We start from the raw sequence: 16,920 nt of genomic DNA on the forward strand, positions 1-16,920 counted from the left end.
ACTTGGTCTGAATTACTCGGCGGCTTTTTTCTCGTCGGTCAGCGAGGTGAGAATCTTTTCTCCCCATTTGAGTTGTTCGCGCAGATCGTCGATCGCCTCGTTCAACTCGTCCCGCTGTTCCTCCATGTCTTGCAGGCGCTGCTGGGCCACCTCGTAGGTGCGTTGCAGCTGGGTCGCTTGCTGGTCTCCCATGTCGTAGAGATCGAGAAGCTGGCGGATCTCTTCGAGCGAGAAACCGAACCGTTTGCCGCGCAGGATCAGCTTGAGCCGGGCGCGGTCGCGTTTCGTGAACAGCCGTTTCTGGCCCTCTCGAACCGGGAACAGAAGTTCCTTGGATTCGTAAAACCGCAGCGTGCGTGGCGTCACATCATAGGTGTCGCACATCTCGCGGATGGTCAGCATTGTGTCGCTCATCGTCGTGTCCTCGATCTCGTCTGTTGAAAGACAAATTGGGAGATGCCCCGAGGGTTACAATAGTGCTTGACGTTGACGTAAGTAAGACGTTGCGTCACTTTCCGGGCGGATCCCAAGGCAGCGGATCATCGCCGATTTTCGGCCGGGATACCGCCCCAGGCCCTTGAAAACCGGGGCGTATCGCAAAAGCGGCACGGCCGGGGGCATGTCCCGGGTGCAGGATCAAAGTTTCGTGACGCTGCGTATTTTTTCGTCAGCCGCGGTTCAGCTGGTGCCCGAAAGCACGCTGACGGTTTCGTCGCGCAGCTTTTTCAATTCGGCCATGGCCTCGTCAAGTTGGGTGCGCTGTTCGACCAGTTCGGCATATTGCCGGTCCGCCATTTCGACAAAGGCGCGCATCTGGGCCTCGGTGCCTTCGTTCTCGTAGATCAAAAGCCATTGGCGGATGTCTTCCAGCTTGATCCCGAATTTGCGTCCGCGCATGACCAGCGTCATGCGCGCCACTTCGCGCGGGCCGAAATACCTGGATCTGCCTTCGCGGTCAGGTTGCAGGAGTTCGATATATTCGTAGTAACGCAACGTCCTGGGCGTGACATCGAATCGCGCGCACATTTCCTTGAAAGACAGGCGAGTGTCGGACATCTGGCAGTTCTCCCTTGTCCTGAAAACTTATGTCGCATCCGCAGCAAGGGCAACCGCCCCCTTGCCCCCGAGACAATTTGGCGATCATAAATACCGTTGAACCATAGCGGAGCGGAACATGACCCCCGACAAGTCCCGGATTGCGGAGCAATTCATCAATGCGATTCCGCACTGCAAGGCGCTGAACATGAAGCTGACGCATATCGGTGACGGTGTGGCGGAGATGAAGTTGCCCTATGATCTGCGCATCGTCGGCGATCCGGAAACCGGCGTTGTGCATGGCGGCGCCGTGTCGGCGCTGATGGACACGTGTTGTGGCGCGGCGGCGATGAGCCACCCGTCTTCCCCTTCGGGCACCGCCACGATCGATCTGCGCATCGATTATATGCGCGCGGCCACACCCGGCCAAGCCATTCGCACCCGTGCCGAGTGTTATCACATCACGCGCAGCGTCGCTTTCGTGCGGGCCACCGCGCTGGACGACGATACCAACGCGCCGGTGGCCACGGCCACAGGGGCCTTTACGGTGGAGGGGTTGTGATGGCGCGCAAACGTCCCGAGCCCGTGCAGGTTGTCAAACAGCGGCGCGATGCCGCGTTGAATGCGCTGGTGCATGGCGTGCCCTACATTCAGTTCCTGGGGATCGACTTCGAAAGGCGCGGGGACGAGTTGACCGCGACATTGCCCTTTGACAACAAACTGATCGGAAACCCCATCCTGCCCGCCATCCACGGGGGTGTCACGGCGGGGTTTCTGGAAACGACGGCCGTGATCGGGCTGGCATGGTCGGTGCTGTGGGACGATATCGAGACCGGACGTGTCGACTCGGAAGAGTTGGCTGTCGGGTATCTGCCGCGTTTGCCCAAAACCATTGATTTCACGGTGGACTACCTGCGATCGGGATTGCCGCGCGATGCCTATGCGCGCGCGCGGGTGAACCGGTCGGGGCGGCGCTATGCGTCGGTGCATGTCGAGGCCTGGCAGGATCAGCGCGCCGTGCTGTTTGCCCAGGCGACGGGCCATTTCCTGATGCCCCGGCGCGACGACGGCGCGGATGGCTGAGGTCAGCGCCGTCACGCATCGCCGCGTGTTGGGCAATGCGTTGCCGATTGTTCTGTCCAATGCCACCGTGCCGATTCTGGGCGCGGTGGATACCGGGGTTGTCGGCCAGTTGGGCGAGGCCGCGCCGATAGGTGCCGTGGGTATCGGCGCGATCATCCTGTCCGCGCTTTACTGGATCTTCGGTTTTCTGCGCATGGGCACGACCGGGATGACCAGCCAGGCGCATGGCGCGGGGCTCAGAGGCGAGGTCGCGGCGCTTCTGGTGCGCGCACTGATAGTGGGATTGGCCGCCGGCATTGTGGTCATCGCGCTTCAGGCGGTGTTGTTTCGCGGTGCGTTCCTTTTGTCCCCGGCAAGCGCCGAAGTCGAGGGGATGGCGCGTGACTACCTGGCCGTTCGGGTCTGGTCCGCCCCTGCCGCTATCGGGCTGTATGGCCTGACCGGCTGGTTGATCGCGCTGGAGCGGGCCCGCGCGGTTCTGGTGGTGCAGGTCTGGATGAACGGGCTCAATATCCTGCTGGACCTGTGGTTCGTTCTGGGGCTGGGCTGGGGCGTGGAGGGCGTGGCCCTGGCCACATTCCTTGCGGAATGGAGCGGGTTTGCGCTGGCCTTGTGGTTGTGCCGCGGCGCGTTTGCACAGCCCGCCTGGCGGGACTGGCCGCGCATGTTCGACAAGCGGCGGCTGAAGCGAATGGCCGCTGTCAACGGCGATATCCTGCTGCGTTCTTTGATGTTGCAGGCCATTTTCGTGTCGTTTCTGTTCCTGGGGGCGGATTTTGGCGATGTTGCGCTGGCCGCAAACCAGGTGCTGTTGCAGTTCCTGCATATCACCGCCTATGCGCTGGACGGGTTTGCCTTTGCGGTCGAGGCGCTTGTCGGGCAGGCGCTGGGCGCGCGCGACCGGGCCGGATTGCGGCGTGCGGCGGTGCTGTCCAGCCTTTGGTCGCTGGCGTGTGTTGTAATCCTGTCGCTGGGATTTGCGCTGGCGGGCGGGGCGATCATTGATCTGATGACCACGGCGCCGGACGTGCGCCTTTCGGCGCGCGATTACCTGCCCTATATGGTTGCCGCGCCGGTGTTGGGGGTGGCCAGCTGGATGCTGGACGGGATTTTCATCGGGGCCACACAGAGCCGCGAGATGCGCAACATGATGGGCCTGTCGCTTCTGGTGTATGTGGTGGCGGTGGCTGTCCTGGTGCCTGTATTTGGCAATCACGGGCTTTGGGCGGCGTTGCTGATCAGTTTTGTCGCGCGTGGGGTGACGCTTGGCTGGCGCTATCCCCGTCTGGAGGCGCTGGCGGACAGGGCGTGAGGGGGCGCTGCCCCCGCCGCCTGCGGCGACTCCCCCGGGATATTTGGGGCCAAAAGAAGAGAGGGCGGGGGTCAGAGGATTTCGAGCACCGCGTCCGGGGGGCGTCCGATCGCGGCCTTGCCATTGGCCAGGACGATCGGGCGTTCGATCAGGATCGGGTTGTCGACCATTGCCGCAAGCAGGGTGGCCTCGTCATCGGATAGGGAGAGCCCAAGTTCGCGAAAGCGCGCGTCCTTGGGGCGCATCATCCGGATCAGCGGAACACTCAACAGGGCCTGAACTTTCTTGATCTCGTCCGCGCGGGGCGCGTCTTCGAGGTACTTGCGGATTGTCACCGCGCCTTTTTCCTGAAGCAGGGCGAGGGTTTGGCGGGACTTTGAGCAGCGCGGATTGTGCCAGATGGTGATCAAAGCCAGTCATCCCTTTTGCTGCCCACGGCCTGGGACACGTTTGCGAACCCGTCTTGCGCCAGCAGGCGATCCAGACCGGTGAGGATGTCGGTGGCCAGAGACAGGCCGCCATAGACAAGCGCCGTGTAAAGCTGCACAGCCGTTGCCCCGGCGCAGATCTTGGCATAGGCGTCCTCGGCGGAGCCGATCCCGCCAACGCCGATCAGGGGCAGGCGGGTTTCGGTCAGCTGGCTCATCCGGGCCAGCACCCTGGTTGACCTGGCAAAGAGCGGTTTGCCCGACAATCCGCCGGGCTCGTCCCGGTGCGGGCTGGCCAGCCCTTCGCGTGAAAGGGTGGTGTTGGTGGCGATGAGTCCATCGATGCCGGTTTCCAGCGCCACTTCGGCAATGTCGCCCAGTTCGGTATCGGTGAGATCGGGGGCGATTTTCAGAAAGACCGGGATTGGTTTGGCCAATGTGTTGCGCGTGTCCATCACCCCGTTGAGCAGAGCTGTCAGGGCCGATTTTCCCTGTAAGTCCCGCAGTTTTTCAGTGTTTGGTGAACTGACGTTGACCGTGGCGAAATCCAGCGAGGCGCCACAATGGGCCAGCACACGAGCAAAATCGGCGGCCCGGTCCGTGCTGTCCTTGTTGGCGCCGAGGTTCAGGCCGATCACCGCGTGGGGGGGGCGGTTTGCAAGGCGCGCGCCGATTGTCTCCATACCGTCATTGTTGAACCCGAACCGGTTGATTGCCGCGCCGTCCTGGCTCAGCCGGAACAGGCGCGGCCTGGGGTTGCCGGGCTGGGGACGCGGCGTGGCGGCGCCTGTTTCGAGGAAGCCGAAACCGGCGCGCGACAAGCCCTTGAGCGCGGTGGCGTTCTTGTCAAAGCCGGCGGCCAGGCCAACCGGGTTGGGCAGGGCGATCCCGGCCAGCGTGGTTTTGAGGCGCGCTGAGGTGATCGTGCCGGGCGCGGGGGCCAGCCCCAATTGCAGGGCCCGGATTGCCAGGCCATGCGCGGTCTCCGGATCGAGGTTGCGCAGGGCCTTCATGCCAAGGGTTTCGAGCGCCCTCATATGCCCAGCCCTGCCGGGAAGCGATGCACGCCGTCAATCAGCGGCAGGGGCTGTGCCCACTGGACGTCGGACAGGCGCAACTCTCTGTAAAGGTGCGGGAACAGCGCGCCGCCCCGCGACGGCTCCCATTTGAGCGCATCGCCCAGGGGCGCGTCGTCAAGGCCCAGCAGGAACAGATCGTCCTGGCCCGCGAAATGCCTGGCGGCGGTTTCGGCCACCTGCCCGGCGGTCGAAAGATGCACATACCCATCGGTCACATCTATCGGAGCGCCTTCGATGCGCCCCTCGGCGCGCAAAGTGGCCCATTCATGCGCCTGTAATATTTTAAAAACAGTCATAAAAGTGAAATGCATCGCGGGCGGTGCGAGGTCAAGCGGCTTAGGCTTTGACAGCCGGCCACTTTGAGGGGCACCATTTCGCAATAATAAATCAACAGAGAGGGGATTCTCATGAAAGCTCGTTTGATGACGGGTGCAGCGGCCCTGGCCGTTTCGGCGGGTATGGCTGCGGCCGACTATTCGCTGACCATTCTGCACACCAATGATTTTCACGCCCGGTTCGAACCGATTTCCAAATACGATTCGGGATGCGGAGAAGAGGACAACGCCGAGGGCAAGTGTTTCGGGGGGTCCGCTCGCCTGATGACAGCCGTGACCGAGGCGCGGGCGCGCAACGAGAACACGATTCTCGTTGATGGTGGCGACCAGTTCCAGGGCACGCTGTTTTACACCTATTACAAGGGTAAGCTGGCTGCGGAAATGATGAACAAGTTGGGCTATGACGCGATGACCGTGGGCAACCACGAATTCGACGACGGCCCCGAGGTTCTGCGCGGCTTCACGGACGCGCTGAAATTTCCGGTGCTGATGTCAAACGCGGATGTCAGCGGCGAGGGCTTGCTGAGCGATGCGATCCAAAAATCCACGGTGATCGAGAAGGGCGGCGAGAAGATCGGCCTGATCGGTCTGACGCCGCAGGATACCGATGAGCTGGCCAGCCCCGGCCCCAACGTGATCTTCACTGATCCGGTGGATGCGGTGCAGGGCGAGGTGGACAAGCTGACCGCGATGGGCGTGAACAAGATCATCGTGATCAGCCATTCAGGCTATGGTGTGGATCAGCGCGTTGCGGCGGAAACCACCGGAGTTGACGTGATCGTCGGCGGCCACTCCAACACCTTGTTGTCCAACACATCGGATCGCGCCGTCGGGCCTTATCCCACAATGGTGAACAGCACCGCGATTGTTTCGGCTTATGCCTATGGGAAATTCCTGGGCGAGCTGAACGTGACGTTCAATGACGCGGGTGACATTATCGAGGCGAAAGGCGAGCCGATCATCATGGACGGTGCGGTGGCCGAAGATGCCGACACCAAGGCGCGCGTCATGGAAGCCGCAGTGCCGCTGGAAGAAATCCGCAAGCGTGTCGTGGCCCAGACCTCCGAGGCCATCGACGGAGAGCGCGATTCGTGCCGGGCGCGGGAATGCGCCATGGGGTCTTTGATTGCTGATGCGATGCTGGACCGGGTCAAGGATCAGGGTATCCAGATCGCGCTTCAGAATGGCGGCGGAATCCGCGCCTCGATCGATGCGGGCGATGTGACCATGGGCGAAGTATTGACGGTGCTGCCGTTCCAGAACACGCTGTCCACCTTTCAGGTCACGGGGGCCACGATTGTCGAGGCGCTGGAAAACGGCGTCAGCCAGCATGAAGAGGGCGCCGGGCGATTCCCGCAGGTGGCAGGCATGTCCTTTGCCTTTGATGTCAGCCAGCCCGCTGGCAGCCGGATCAGCGACGTGATGGTGGGCGGTGCCCCCATCGTGATGGACAAGGTCTATGGCGTGGTGTCCAACAACTATGTGCGTAATGGCGGCGACGGGTACAAGATGCTTCGCGATGCGATGAACGCGTATGATTTTGGGCCTGATCTGGCCGAGGTCACGGCGGAATTCCTTGCCTCCAAGGGGGCGTTTCAGCCCTATACCGATGGGCGCATCGTCGCAAAGTGAGCGGATTGCTCTCGAAAACCGGGGCGGCTGTCAGAGAGGCGGCCGCCCTTGTTCCTGCGCGAGTTCCGGCCAGAGGGCCGGGTCCAGCGCGGAGACAAGTGGCGCCATGAGTGCGGGATGGGCGCGCCATTTGCCCAATGAGCGATCGTGCACCGGTTCGCGGACCTGTTTGATCGAAGCGGTACTGACAGCACCTTTTGTCTTGTCGGGTGCGGCCATGTCGGCCACCCAGTCCAGCCCGCAGGCCAGGGCAAGCTTTTGGCTGCTGCCCACCGGATCGGTGACAAGATCGCGGTAGGAAATGGTCAGGATGTCGCCGGGAAAGCGGCTGTGCCACAGGGCCATGTAACGGCGGTAGAGGTTGGCGGCATGGGCGATCCAGTCCATGCGCGACGTATAGCGCGTCATGTCCCCCTGAAGATGCACCTGCCACATGGAAAACGCCACTTCGCGCGGGTCGCGATCGATATTGATGAATACGGCGTGTGGGAATGCGAGGCGCAGATAGCCCATGTACATGTAATTGCCCGGCATCTTGTCGACAAATGCCGAAATTGTTTCGGGAAGGTCCGGCACGTCCCTGCCGTAGGCCAGGGCGATTTGCGCGGGGGTCAATGTGGCGCCACCGAGTATGGCGGCCATGGCGTTTTCGATCGCCCCAAGCTCGCCCAGGCCCTGCACCGCCGGATGGGCCGCGAGCATTCTTTCCACCAGCGTGGTGCCGGAGCGCGGCAGCCCCATGACGATGACCGGGCGTTTGTCCGGTGTTTTCTGCGCGGGCGGCGCGGGCGCATTTTCCGGGAACTGCGCCGCGATGGCCGCAAGCTGTGCCTCGGCGGCGGGCGGATCGTAGGGGGCGGCGCGCGCGCGCAGCGCGTTGGCACGCTCGAACGCCGCAAGCGCGGGTTCGGTGGCACCCGCCTGAAGGTGCAGACGCCCCAGCGCGTTCCGGATCAGCGCCACGGTCGCGGCTTCGCGCCGGTGAAGGCGTGCGGCGGCCTCCAGCCCGGCGATCACGTCCGCCGCCGCGCCGTCCTCGATCTCGGCCAGGCCCAGCAGGGCCGCGACGGTATCGGGCGCCTGATCGAGGATGGCGCGGTATTCGGCCCGTGCCGCCGTCAACTGGCCGGTGCGCGCCAGCATGGCGGCAAGATTCTGGCGCGCCTCGATGTTGCCGGGGGCCAGTTCGGTGGCCTTGCGAAAACTGCTCAGCGCGTCGTCGTGCCGGTGCAGTTCGTTCTGCGCGGCGCCGATATTGAGCAGGTGCTGCGGGTTTGCCGATTCGGCCCGGAAGGCGGTGCGAAAATCCTCCAGCGCCGCCGCAAAGCGGTGCTGTTCGAACTGCGCCAGTCCACGCAAGGCGCGGGCAGGCACATGCGACGGCTGTTGCGACAGCGCCTTGTCGGCGGCGGCGATCGCGTCTTCGGGACGCGACAGTTGCAACAGACAACCCGCGTGAAGATGGTGCAGTTCCGCCGAACCGGGGCTGGCCGCCAGCCATTTTTCCAGCGCGGCGCAAGCCTTTGCGGGCTTGCCAAGGGCCAGAAGCGCGGCAACCAGGTAGCGTTTGATATCCTCGTCATCCGGGGCCAGGCGTAATGCGCGGGCCAGTTGGCTGGCCGCTTCGGCGCTTTGACCACTGTCGTGAAGCGCGATGCCGTAAAGCTTGGCGATGTCCGGGTGCCCGGGATTCTTGCGGGCCAGCACCCGCGCCGGTTTCACCGCCGCCCTGGCCTGTCCGGCGCGCAGCTTGTCCACGATATTGGCGATCTGGTCCTGCATGTGACGTGCCTTGTTGCTGTGGCCCTGAATAGGTGGATGCGGGAGGGCTGCCAAGATGTCATGGGCAAATTGCATGTCGCAGCCGGCAAAACCAGCTAATGTGCTTTTCATGTGCGGTCGCTTTGCCATTACCCTGCCCAATGACGCCATGGCGCGGCTTTTCACCGCCGCGCCCGCCAATGATCTGCCCGACGGGCCGAATTACAACGTGTGCCCGACCACGCGAATCCATGTTGTTGCCGGGTCCGAAGGCGGGCGGCGGCTGGTGGGGATGCGCTGGGGGTTTGTGCCGCGCTGGTACACGTCGATGAGCGACGGCCCGTTGCTGATCAATGCCCGCGCGGAAACAATCGCACAAAAGCCTGCCTTTCGCGAGGCCTGCCGGGAACGGCGCTGCCTGATCCCGGTCAGCGGGTTCTACGAATGGACCAGGGACAGCAGCGGCGTGCGCTGGCCGTGGTATATCAAGGGGCCCGATACCCTGGCGCTGGCGGGGGTGTGGCAAAACTGGGGCCGGGGTGGGGAAAGCGTGGAAAGCTGCGCCATCGTCACCACGGCGGCCAACGCCGCCATGTCGCCTATCCATCACCGAATGCCCGTGGTTGTGGATCGCGCGGATTGGGGGCTGTGGCTGGGCGAGGAGGGGCACGGCGCGGCGCGCCTCATGCGGGCGCCCGACGAGGGGCTTTTGCGCTTTCATCCGGTGGATCGGGCGGTGAATTCCAACCGCGCCTCCGGCCCGGATCTGATTGCCCCGGTCAGCCGCGACAATCCGGAACCGTCGCAATAGACGCGCGGGATTTTCAAGAAAACCGGAATAATGCTTCAGCCCGTGACGCCACGCTTTGTGGTTGGCCCGGGCGCACGGACGCGGTTTGATGGGGCAACCCGAAGGAAAGGTGCCGCCCATGTCCACGCCCCCGTATTATGTTCCCCAGGGTGGGTTGCCGCCGCAAACGCAGCTTTTGACGGACCGGGCCATGTTCACCGAGGCCTATGCCGTGATCCCGCGCGGAACGATGAGCGATATCGTGACATCCAACCTGCCCTTGTGGGAGGGCACGCGGGCCTGGGTTCTGGCCCGGCCGCTCAGCGGTTTTGCCGAGACATTTTCGCATTACATCACCGAAGTGGCGCCCGGCGGGGGCAGCGACCGGCCAGAGCCGGACCCCCAGGCGCAGGGCGTCTTGTTCGTGGTGGAAGGGCAATGCGACCTGACCATCGCAGGCGTGGATCACAGGATGGGCGCGGGCGGCTATGCCTATCTGCCCGCCGCGTGTGACTGGCAGTTGCGCAACCGATCGGATGCGCCGGTGCGCTTTCACTGGGTGCGCAAAGCATATGAGGCCGTCCCGGGAATCGACGCGCCTGAGCCTTTTGTGACCAACGAAAACGACGTTGCCGCCCAGGCAATGCCGGGGACGGATGGCAAATGGGCCACCGCCAGGTTTGTCGATCCGGACGACATGCGCCACGACATGCATGTCAATATCGTGAATTTCGAGCCGGGCGCAGTGATCCCCTTTGCCGAGACCCATGTGATGGAACACGGGCTATACGTGCTGGAGGGCAAGGCGGTGTACCGGCTCAATCAGGATTGGGTCGAGGTCGAAGCCGGTGATTACATGTGGCTGCGTGCCTTTTGCCCGCAAGCCTGTTACGCTGGGGGGCCGGGGCGGTTCCGCTATCTGCTGTACAAGGATGTCAACCGCCACATGAAACTGCGCTGAGCCCCGCGCGGTCAGGCCGGGGCGCCCTGTGCCCGGCTCAGAGCTCCGGCGGCGTCGCGGACTAGCGCGCCAACCGTTTCCACGCGCGCAGGTGTCAGGCGCGTTGTCGGGCCGGAAACCGAGATCCCGGCCACGGCCTCGCCATGCAGGTTCAGAACCGGCGCCGCCAGACATCGCATTCCAAGGGTACGTTCCTCGTTGTCATGGGCAAAGCCGCGGGCGCGGCTTTGTGCCAGGTCGGACAGCATCGTATCGACATCGATGATGGTGTTGGCGGTGAAACGTTCGGGCGCGCGCGCCATCAGGCGGGCCACACGTTCGTTCGGAGCCACGCAAAGCAACGCCTTGCCAATCCCTGAGCTGTGCAGCGGTGACAGGGTGCCGGGGGCAAAGAAGGCGCGGATGGTTTCGTGGGTTTCGACCTGGCTGAGAAACAACACCTGATCGCCGCGCTCGATACCAAGATTGGCGGTTTCGCCGGTTTTCTCCATGAGCATCCGCATGATCGGTCTTGCGCGTTCGACCACGCTGGAGCGGCGCAGGAAGGCCGACCCAATACGGAACGCAGCGGGGCCGACATGCCATGTCTGATCGGCCGGATCTGTTTCGACAATGCCTCTCAGGCCCAGCGTGGTGAGCACGCGATAGATTGTCGCCGGACTTTGATCCAGGCCGGACGCTATCTCTGACAAGGTCTGGCCGCCCTGCGATGCCAGCGCCTCAAGAACATCCAGCGCCCGGTCAAGGGCCTGAATGCGGGTTTTGTCGCTTGAATCGTGAAACCCCTTGGGGCGGCCGCGTTGGCGGATCGGGTGGCTCATTGGTGCATCCGGGCATGAAATGAAACTGTTGCACAACTATTTTGAAAAACAGTTTTGATCAATGAAAAATACTAACTTTTTGATAAAGAACAGAAAACTTACATTTTTTGCACAGAAAAATGCTTTTTCAAAAAAATTGAGCCCAGGAATTCCCCACCCTATGGTGCCTTGGAACCATGCCATGGAGGGCGTCTCATGAGTTTTCAGAACCCGGTTTTCATCCCCGGCCCGACCAACATGCCCGAGTCCCTGCGCCGTGCCGTCGACATGCCGACGCTGGACCATCGCTCGTCGTTGTTTGCCGAGATGCTGCACCCGGCGCGGGCCGGTGTGAAGCAGGTGCTCAAGAGCCTGGACGCCGAAGTGTTCCTGTTCCCGTCTACCGGCACCGGCGGTTGGGAGATTGCGTTGACCAATACGCTGTCGCCCGGCGATACGGTGCTGGCGGCGCGCAACGGCATGTTCAGCCATCGCTGGATCGACATGTGCCAGCGCCACGGGCTGAACGTGGAGATTGTTGAAACGGAATGGGGGCAGCGTATCCCCGCCGGGCGGTTCGAAGAGATACTGACCGCGGATCGCACCCATCGGATCAGGGCGGTTCTGGCCACCCATAACGAGACCGCCACAGGCGTGAAATCCGATATAGCGGCGGTGCGCGGCGCGATGGACGCCGCCGGGCATCCGGCGTTGCTGTTCGTGGACGGGGTCAGCTCGATCGCGTCGATGGATTTCCGCATGGATGAATGGGGCGTGGATATTGCCGTGACCGGATCGCAAAAGGGGTTCATGCTGCCTGCCGGTCTGGCCATTGTCGGATTTTCGCCCAGGGCCATGGCGGCTGTCGACACGGCGCGATTGCCGCGCACGTTTTTTGACATTCGCGACATGGGCCGCAGCTATGCGGCGAACGGCTATCCCTATACGCCCGCCGTGGGATTGCTGAACGGCCTGCGCCAAAGCTGTGACATGCTGTTGGGCGAAGGGCTGGACAATGTCTTTGCCCGCCACCGCCGGATTGCCGATGGGGTGCGGGCCGCTGTCAAGGCCTGGGGGCTGGAGTTGTGCGCCGCGTCGCCGGATCTGTATTCGGACAGCGTCAGCGCCATTCGCACGCCGGACGGGTTCAATGCGACCAGCATTGTGACCCATGCCGCCGACACCTATGGCGTTGCCTTTGGCGTCGGGCTGGGCGAGGTGGCGGGCAAGGTGTTCCGTATCGGCCATCTGGGGATGCTGACCGATGTGCTGGCCCTGTCGGGCATCGCCACTGCCGAGATGTGCATGGCCGATCTGGGGCTGGATATCCGGCTGGGGTCTGGGGTTGCGGCGGCGCAGGAGGTCTATCGCGCCAGCGCGCCCGCCCTGAAGGATGCTGCGTGATGAAGGATATGACCATGGCCTTGCCGACCTATGACGACGTGCTGAAAGCGCGGGACCGCATCGCGCCACACGTCCGGCGCACGCCGGTGATGACTTCGGATTACCTGAATGACCTGACCGGGGCGCAGTTGTTCTTCAAGTGCGAGAACTTTCAGGAAGCGGGCGCATTCAAGGTGCGCGGGGCCTCGAACGCGGTGTTCGGTCTGGACGACGTGCAGGCACGCAGCGGCGTGTGCACCCATTCCTCGGGCAACCACGCGCTGTCGCTGAGCTATGCCGCCGGGCGGCGGGGTATTCCGTGCAACGTGGTGATGCCGCGCACCGCGCCCCAGGCCAAGAAGGACGCGGTGCGCCGCTATGGCGGCACGATCACCGAATGCGAGCCCTCCACCAGTTCACGCGAGGCGGTGTTTGCGCAGGTGCAGGCTGCGACGGGGGGGGATTTTGTACACCCTTACAACGATCCGCGCGTGATTGCTGGGCAGGGCACATGCTCGGCGGAGATGATGGAACAGACCGACGGGCTTGACGCCGTAATTGCGCCGATTGGCGGCGGCGGCATGATTTCGGGCACCTGTCTGACGCTCTCGACCCTGGCGCCGGAGGTGGTGGTCTATGCGGCGGAGCCGGAGCAGGCCGACGATGCCTGTCGCAGCTTCAGGGCCGGGCATATCATCGCCGACGACGCGCCGGTGACGATTGCCGATGGGCTGAAGGTGCCCTTGAAGGAAAACACCTGGCATTTCGTGTCCACCCATGTGCGCGACATCTTCACCGCCTCTGAGGAAGAGATTGTCGAGGCGATGAAGATCACATGGAAATATCTGCGGGTGGTGATGGAACCGTCCAGCGCGGTGCCGCTGGCGACCATCCTCAAGAACCGCGAGGTGTTCGCGGGCAAGCGCGTAGGCGTGATTGTCACCGGAGGCAATGTCGATCTGGATCACCTGCCCTGGATGGCGGGCTGACGCCAGGCTGACCCAAAAGGATCAAGGAAATGAAAGATATGACCAATCTGGACCAATTCGACGTGGGTTTCGACATTCCGGCCAAGCCGGGCATGGCCGAGGCCGATATACAGACCCCGGCGCTGGTGCTGGACCTGGATGCGCTGGAGCGTAACATCAGGAAGATGGGGGATTACGCCAAGGCGCATGGGATGCGCCATCGCGTGCATGGCAAGATGCACAAATCCGTGGATGTCGCCAAATTGCAGGAACGCCTGGGCGGCGCGGTGGGGGTGTGCTGTCAGAAGGTGAGCGAAGCGGAAGTTTTTGCACGTGGCGGGATCAGGGACATTCTGGTCAGCAATCAGGTGCGCGATCCGGCCAAGCTGGACCGGCTGGCGCGGATGCCCGGGCTGGGTGCGCGGGTGATTGTCTGTGTGGATGATATCGACAACGTCGCCGAATTGTCGGCGGCGGCAACCAGGCACGGCACCATGCTGGAATGCCTGGTCGAGATCGACTGTGGCGCGGGGCGTTGCGGGGTGACGACCGCGGCAGAGGTGGTGGCGATCGCCGGCGCCATAGGGCCTGCCGGGGGGCTGAAATTCACCGGCATCCAGGCCTATCAGGGCGCGATGCAGCATCTTGACAGATATGACGACCGCAAGGCGAAGCTGGATATCGCGATTGCGCAGGTCAAAGAGGCTGTGGACGCGTTGAAGGCAGAGGGGATCGGATGCGATCTGGTTTCCGGCGGCGGCACGGGATCCTATTATTTCGAAAGCAATTCAGGAGTTTACAACGAGCTGCAATGTGGCTCCTACGCCTTTATGGACGCCGATTACGGCCGCATTCTGGACAAGGATGGCAATCGCATCGACCGGGGAGAATGGGAAAACGCGTTCTTCATTCTGACCCAGGTGATGAGCCACGCGAAGGCGGACAAGGCCATCGTGGATGCCGGGCTGAAGGCGCAATCGGTGGATAGCGGGTTGCCGGTGATTTTCGGGCGCGCTGATGTCGAATATGTCAAATGTTCGGATGAACATGGCGTGGTGGCCGATCCGGGCGGGGCTTTGAAGGTGGGCGACAAGCTGCGGCTGGTGCCGGGGCACTGTGATCCGACCGCGAATGTGCATGACTGGTATGTCGGGGTTCGCAACGGCGTTGTGGAATGTGTCTGGCCGGTCTCGGCCCGCGGGCGGGCATATTGAGGATCGGATCGCAAGCGATCCGACCGGGCGGGGGTTTCACCCCCGCACCCCCAGGATATTTTCAGCCAAAAGAAGGAACGGATCATGTGGATTGTGCCGGAGCGTGAGGTCGCGGCGTTGGTGACGCGCAAGGCGGCGTTTGACGCCGTGGAGCAGGTGTTCGCGGCCATGGCAGCGGGAGAGGCGCGCAATTTTCCGGTGGTGCGCGAGGCCCTTGGCCATGAGGAGGCGCTGTATGGTTTCAAGGGCGGGTTTGACGGTGTCGGGGGGGCGCTTGGGCTGAAGGCGGGGGGATACTGGCCTCACAACATGGCGCGGCGCAGGGTGATCAACCACCAGTCGACCGTGTTTCTTTTCGATCCTGATACCGGACGGGTGCGGGCGATGGTGGGGGGAAACCTTTTGACCGCGTTGCGCACGGCGGCGGCGTCGGCCGTGTCGATCGCGCATCTGGCGCGCGGGGACGCCCGGGTTCTGGGGATGGTTGGTGCGGGGCATCAATCGGTGTTTCAGTTGCGCGCGGCGTTGGAACAGCGGGATTTTGACAGGGTGATCGGCTGGAACCTGCATCCCGGGAACCTGAAGCGCCTGGAAGTGGTGGCGCGCGAAAAAGGCGTGCCATTTGAAGCGGTTGCGCTTGAGGGGATGCGCGCGGCGGATGTAATCATCACGATCACGTCGAGTTTTGATGCGATCCTGACCCGTGATCATGTCAGCCCTGGTACGCATATCGCGGCCATGGGGACGGACACGAAGGGCAAACAGGAGCTAAGCGCGGACCTGGTGGGGGCGGCGTCTGTGTTTACGGACGAGGTGGCGCAATCGGTGTCCATCGGCGAGGCGCAGCACGCGGTTGCCTTGGGGGAACTGGAGGCCGGGAATATTGTCGAGCTGGGGGCGGTGATCAACGGGACCCATCCGGGGCGGGGGGCGGCCGAGGAGATCACGCTGTTTGATGGCACCGGTGTGGGGTTGCAGGATCTGGCCGTGGCGGGCGCGGTGGTGGCGCGCGCGATCGAAGCCGGGGTCGCGACCGAAGTGGATATCTGAGGCTTTTCAGGCTGGTGTTTCGTGGCCAAACCCGTTCAATTGGCGCAAGTATGGCGGGGGGATGACCATGTCAGATCGCACAATCCGGGTCTTCATCAACGGGTTCGGCCGAATTGGGCGCACCTTGTTGCGGATCCTGGCTCGGGGGCAGCATCCCGGTATCGAGATTGTCGGGATCAATGATATCGAGCCTTTGGAAACCTGTGCCTATCTCTTTGAATACGATAGCGTTTTCGGTGCCTATTCGGGGCAGGTGGCGGTGGCCGACGGGCGGTTGGTGATCGATGGGAGGCCGATTGCGTTCCATGATGCGCATGATCTGACGGCGCTGGATCTGGGATCGGTGGATGTGGTGCTGGAATGCACTGGCATGGCTGGTACACGGGCAATGGCCGAACGCGGGCTGTCGGCGGGGGCGCGCTCGGTCCTGATTTCGGGGCCGTCGGAGGAGGCCGATGTCACGCTGGTGATGGGGGCGAATGCGCATCTGCTGGCGGATCAGCGCATCGTGTCGAATGCCTCCTGCACGACCAACGCGCTGGCGCCGCTGTTGCGGGTGCTGGATGCGGAATACGGCCTGACCAGCGGTCATATGACGACGGTGCATTGCTATACCGGCAGCCAGCCGACGGTTGACAAGCCGCGCGGCGATTTGGCGCGCAGCCGGGCGGCGGCGCTGTCGATGGTGCCCACGACGACTTCGGCGCAGCGGCTGATAGACCGGGTTCTGCCACATCTGGCCGGGCGGGTCGAGGCGCGCGCCATTCGTGTGCCCACCGCCAGTGTTTCGGCAATTGATCTGACAATTCAGACAGTTAGGCCAACGGAGCGCGAGGTTGTGAATGCCGTTTTGCGGGCCGAGGCGGCGCGCGGCGCGCTGATCGGGTGGACCGAGACGCCGCTGGTGTCCACCGACCTTCGAGCGCGGCCTGAATCGCTGATCATAAGCGGGCGCGAGACCTCGGTTTCGGTTGGGGGGTTGTTACGGGTCTTCGGGTGGTACGATAATGAATGGGGCTTTTCCAACCGCATGTTGGACATGGCGACGTTAATGGGGCGGCGGAACGCCGTTTGAGGGGACATCGGAGA

Annotated in this window: 18 protein-coding genes; 11 read left to right on the top strand and 7 right to left on the bottom strand. The window is 63.1% G+C overall.

Going from position 1 to position 16,920, the window contains the following annotated elements:
* Positions 1 to 12: 12 nt before the first annotated feature.
* Both I3253_RS03410 and I3253_RS03415 read right to left on the bottom strand, forming a co-directional pair.
* The gene (locus I3253_RS03410; protein WP_197916242.1) at positions 13 to 414 is read right to left on the bottom strand and encodes a MerR family transcriptional regulator; all 402 of its coding nucleotides are present in this window, start codon (positions 412 to 414) and stop codon (positions 13 to 15) included.
* 264 nt (positions 415 to 678) lie between these two features.
* Positions 679 to 1,056, bottom strand: coding sequence for a MerR family transcriptional regulator (locus I3253_RS03415; RefSeq protein ID WP_197916243.1), 378 nt, complete (start codon positions 1,054 to 1,056; stop codon positions 679 to 681).
* 118 nt (positions 1,057 to 1,174) lie between these two features.
* Between I3253_RS03415 and I3253_RS03420 the strand changes: the two genes are divergently transcribed.
* From I3253_RS03420 to I3253_RS03430, 3 genes are read left to right on the top strand one after another with little or no spacing between them, the layout of a single operon-like run.
* Complete coding sequence (locus I3253_RS03420; RefSeq protein WP_197916244.1) at positions 1,175 to 1,597, top strand: PaaI family thioesterase; 423 nt, start codon at positions 1,175 to 1,177, stop codon at positions 1,595 to 1,597.
* On the top strand, positions 1,597 to 2,118 hold the full coding sequence (locus I3253_RS03425; protein ID WP_197916245.1) for a PaaI family thioesterase: 522 nt from the start codon (positions 1,597 to 1,599) through the stop codon (positions 2,116 to 2,118). Before I3253_RS03420 ends, I3253_RS03425 begins: the two co-directional genes overlap by 1 nt.
* Positions 2,111 to 3,430, top strand: a complete 1,320-nt coding sequence (locus I3253_RS03430; RefSeq protein ID WP_197916246.1) for an MATE family efflux transporter — start codon at positions 2,111 to 2,113, stop codon at positions 3,428 to 3,430. The genes I3253_RS03425 and I3253_RS03430 overlap by 8 nt, the downstream gene beginning before the upstream one ends.
* A gap of 71 nt (positions 3,431 to 3,501) precedes the next feature.
* Here I3253_RS03430 and arsC read toward each other — a convergent pair whose 3' ends face one another.
* Genes arsC through I3253_RS03445 form a run of 3 tightly spaced genes read right to left on the bottom strand, consistent with a single transcriptional unit; the run spans position 3,502 to position 5,233 of the window.
* Positions 3,502 to 3,840 carry an arsenate reductase (glutaredoxin) gene (gene arsC, locus I3253_RS03435; protein WP_197916247.1) on the bottom strand — a complete coding sequence of 113 codons (339 nt, stop codon included), beginning with the start codon at positions 3,838 to 3,840 and terminating at the stop codon, positions 3,502 to 3,504.
* Positions 3,837 to 4,895 carry a quinone-dependent dihydroorotate dehydrogenase gene (locus tag I3253_RS03440; protein WP_197916248.1) on the bottom strand — a complete coding sequence of 353 codons (1,059 nt, stop codon included), beginning with the start codon at positions 4,893 to 4,895 and terminating at the stop codon, positions 3,837 to 3,839. The genes arsC and I3253_RS03440 overlap by 4 nt, the downstream gene beginning before the upstream one ends.
* Positions 4,892 to 5,233, bottom strand: coding sequence for a DUF952 domain-containing protein (locus I3253_RS03445; protein WP_197916249.1), 342 nt, complete (start codon positions 5,231 to 5,233; stop codon positions 4,892 to 4,894). Before I3253_RS03445 ends, I3253_RS03440 begins: the two co-directional genes overlap by 4 nt.
* A gap of 111 nt (positions 5,234 to 5,344) precedes the next feature.
* On the opposite strand from I3253_RS03445, the gene I3253_RS03450 reads away from it, so the two are divergent.
* On the top strand, positions 5,345 to 6,904 hold the full coding sequence (locus tag I3253_RS03450; RefSeq protein ID WP_197916250.1) for a bifunctional metallophosphatase/5'-nucleotidase: 1,560 nt from the start codon (positions 5,345 to 5,347) through the stop codon (positions 6,902 to 6,904).
* A 30-nt stretch (positions 6,905 to 6,934) separates the two neighbouring features.
* On the opposite strand, the gene I3253_RS03455 is transcribed toward I3253_RS03450, so the two are convergent.
* Positions 6,935 to 8,686, bottom strand: a complete 1,752-nt coding sequence (locus tag I3253_RS03455; RefSeq protein WP_197916251.1) for a tetratricopeptide repeat-containing sulfotransferase family protein — start codon at positions 8,684 to 8,686, stop codon at positions 6,935 to 6,937.
* A gap of 109 nt (positions 8,687 to 8,795) precedes the next feature.
* On the opposite strand from I3253_RS03455, the gene I3253_RS03460 reads away from it, so the two are divergent.
* Positions 8,796 to 9,476: an SOS response-associated peptidase gene (locus I3253_RS03460; RefSeq protein WP_197916583.1), complete on the top strand. Its 681-nt coding sequence runs from the start codon at positions 8,796 to 8,798 to the stop codon at positions 9,474 to 9,476.
* Positions 9,477 to 9,594: 118 nt separating this feature from the next.
* Positions 9,595 to 10,416 carry a bifunctional allantoicase/(S)-ureidoglycine aminohydrolase gene (locus I3253_RS03465; protein WP_197916252.1) on the top strand — a complete coding sequence of 274 codons (822 nt, stop codon included), beginning with the start codon at positions 9,595 to 9,597 and terminating at the stop codon, positions 10,414 to 10,416.
* 11 nt (positions 10,417 to 10,427) lie between these two features.
* Here I3253_RS03465 and bhcR read toward each other — a convergent pair whose 3' ends face one another.
* Positions 10,428 to 11,237, bottom strand: a complete 810-nt coding sequence (gene bhcR / locus I3253_RS03470) for an HTH-type transcriptional regulator BhcR (protein ID WP_197916253.1) — start codon at positions 11,235 to 11,237, stop codon at positions 10,428 to 10,430.
* 195 nt (positions 11,238 to 11,432) lie between these two features.
* Between bhcR and bhcA the strand changes: the two genes are divergently transcribed.
* The 5 genes from bhcA to I3253_RS03495 all read left to right on the top strand — a co-directional run bounded on the left by bhcA (position 11,433) and on the right by I3253_RS03495 (position 16,906).
* Positions 11,433 to 12,620 (top strand): L-aspartate--glyoxylate aminotransferase BhcA, encoded by a 1,188-nt coding sequence (gene bhcA / locus I3253_RS03475; RefSeq protein WP_197916254.1) that lies wholly within the window; start codon positions 11,433 to 11,435, stop codon positions 12,618 to 12,620.
* A complete protein-coding gene (bhcB, locus tag I3253_RS03480) occupies positions 12,620 to 13,588 on the top strand; it encodes a beta-hydroxyaspartate dehydratase BhcB (protein WP_197916255.1) in 969 nt (322 codons plus the stop codon). The genes bhcA and bhcB overlap by 1 nt, the downstream gene beginning before the upstream one ends.
* Before the next feature lie 29 nt (positions 13,589 to 13,617).
* Positions 13,618 to 14,781 (top strand): 3-hydroxy-D-aspartate aldolase BhcC, encoded by a 1,164-nt coding sequence (gene bhcC, locus I3253_RS03485; RefSeq protein WP_197916256.1) that lies wholly within the window; start codon positions 13,618 to 13,620, stop codon positions 14,779 to 14,781.
* Between the two features lie 84 nt (positions 14,782 to 14,865).
* The gene (bhcD, locus tag I3253_RS03490; protein ID WP_197916257.1) at positions 14,866 to 15,831 is read left to right on the top strand and encodes an iminosuccinate reductase BhcD; all 966 of its coding nucleotides are present in this window, start codon (positions 14,866 to 14,868) and stop codon (positions 15,829 to 15,831) included.
* A 67-nt stretch (positions 15,832 to 15,898) separates the two neighbouring features.
* Positions 15,899 to 16,906 carry a type I glyceraldehyde-3-phosphate dehydrogenase gene (locus tag I3253_RS03495; protein ID WP_197916258.1) on the top strand — a complete coding sequence of 336 codons (1,008 nt, stop codon included), beginning with the start codon at positions 15,899 to 15,901 and terminating at the stop codon, positions 16,904 to 16,906.
* The last annotated feature ends 14 nt before the right edge of the window (positions 16,907 to 16,920 follow it).

This window comes from Thiosulfatihalobacter marinus (assembly GCF_016019955.1).
Lineage (GTDB): Bacteria > Pseudomonadota > Alphaproteobacteria > Rhodobacterales > Rhodobacteraceae > Shimia > Shimia marinus_A.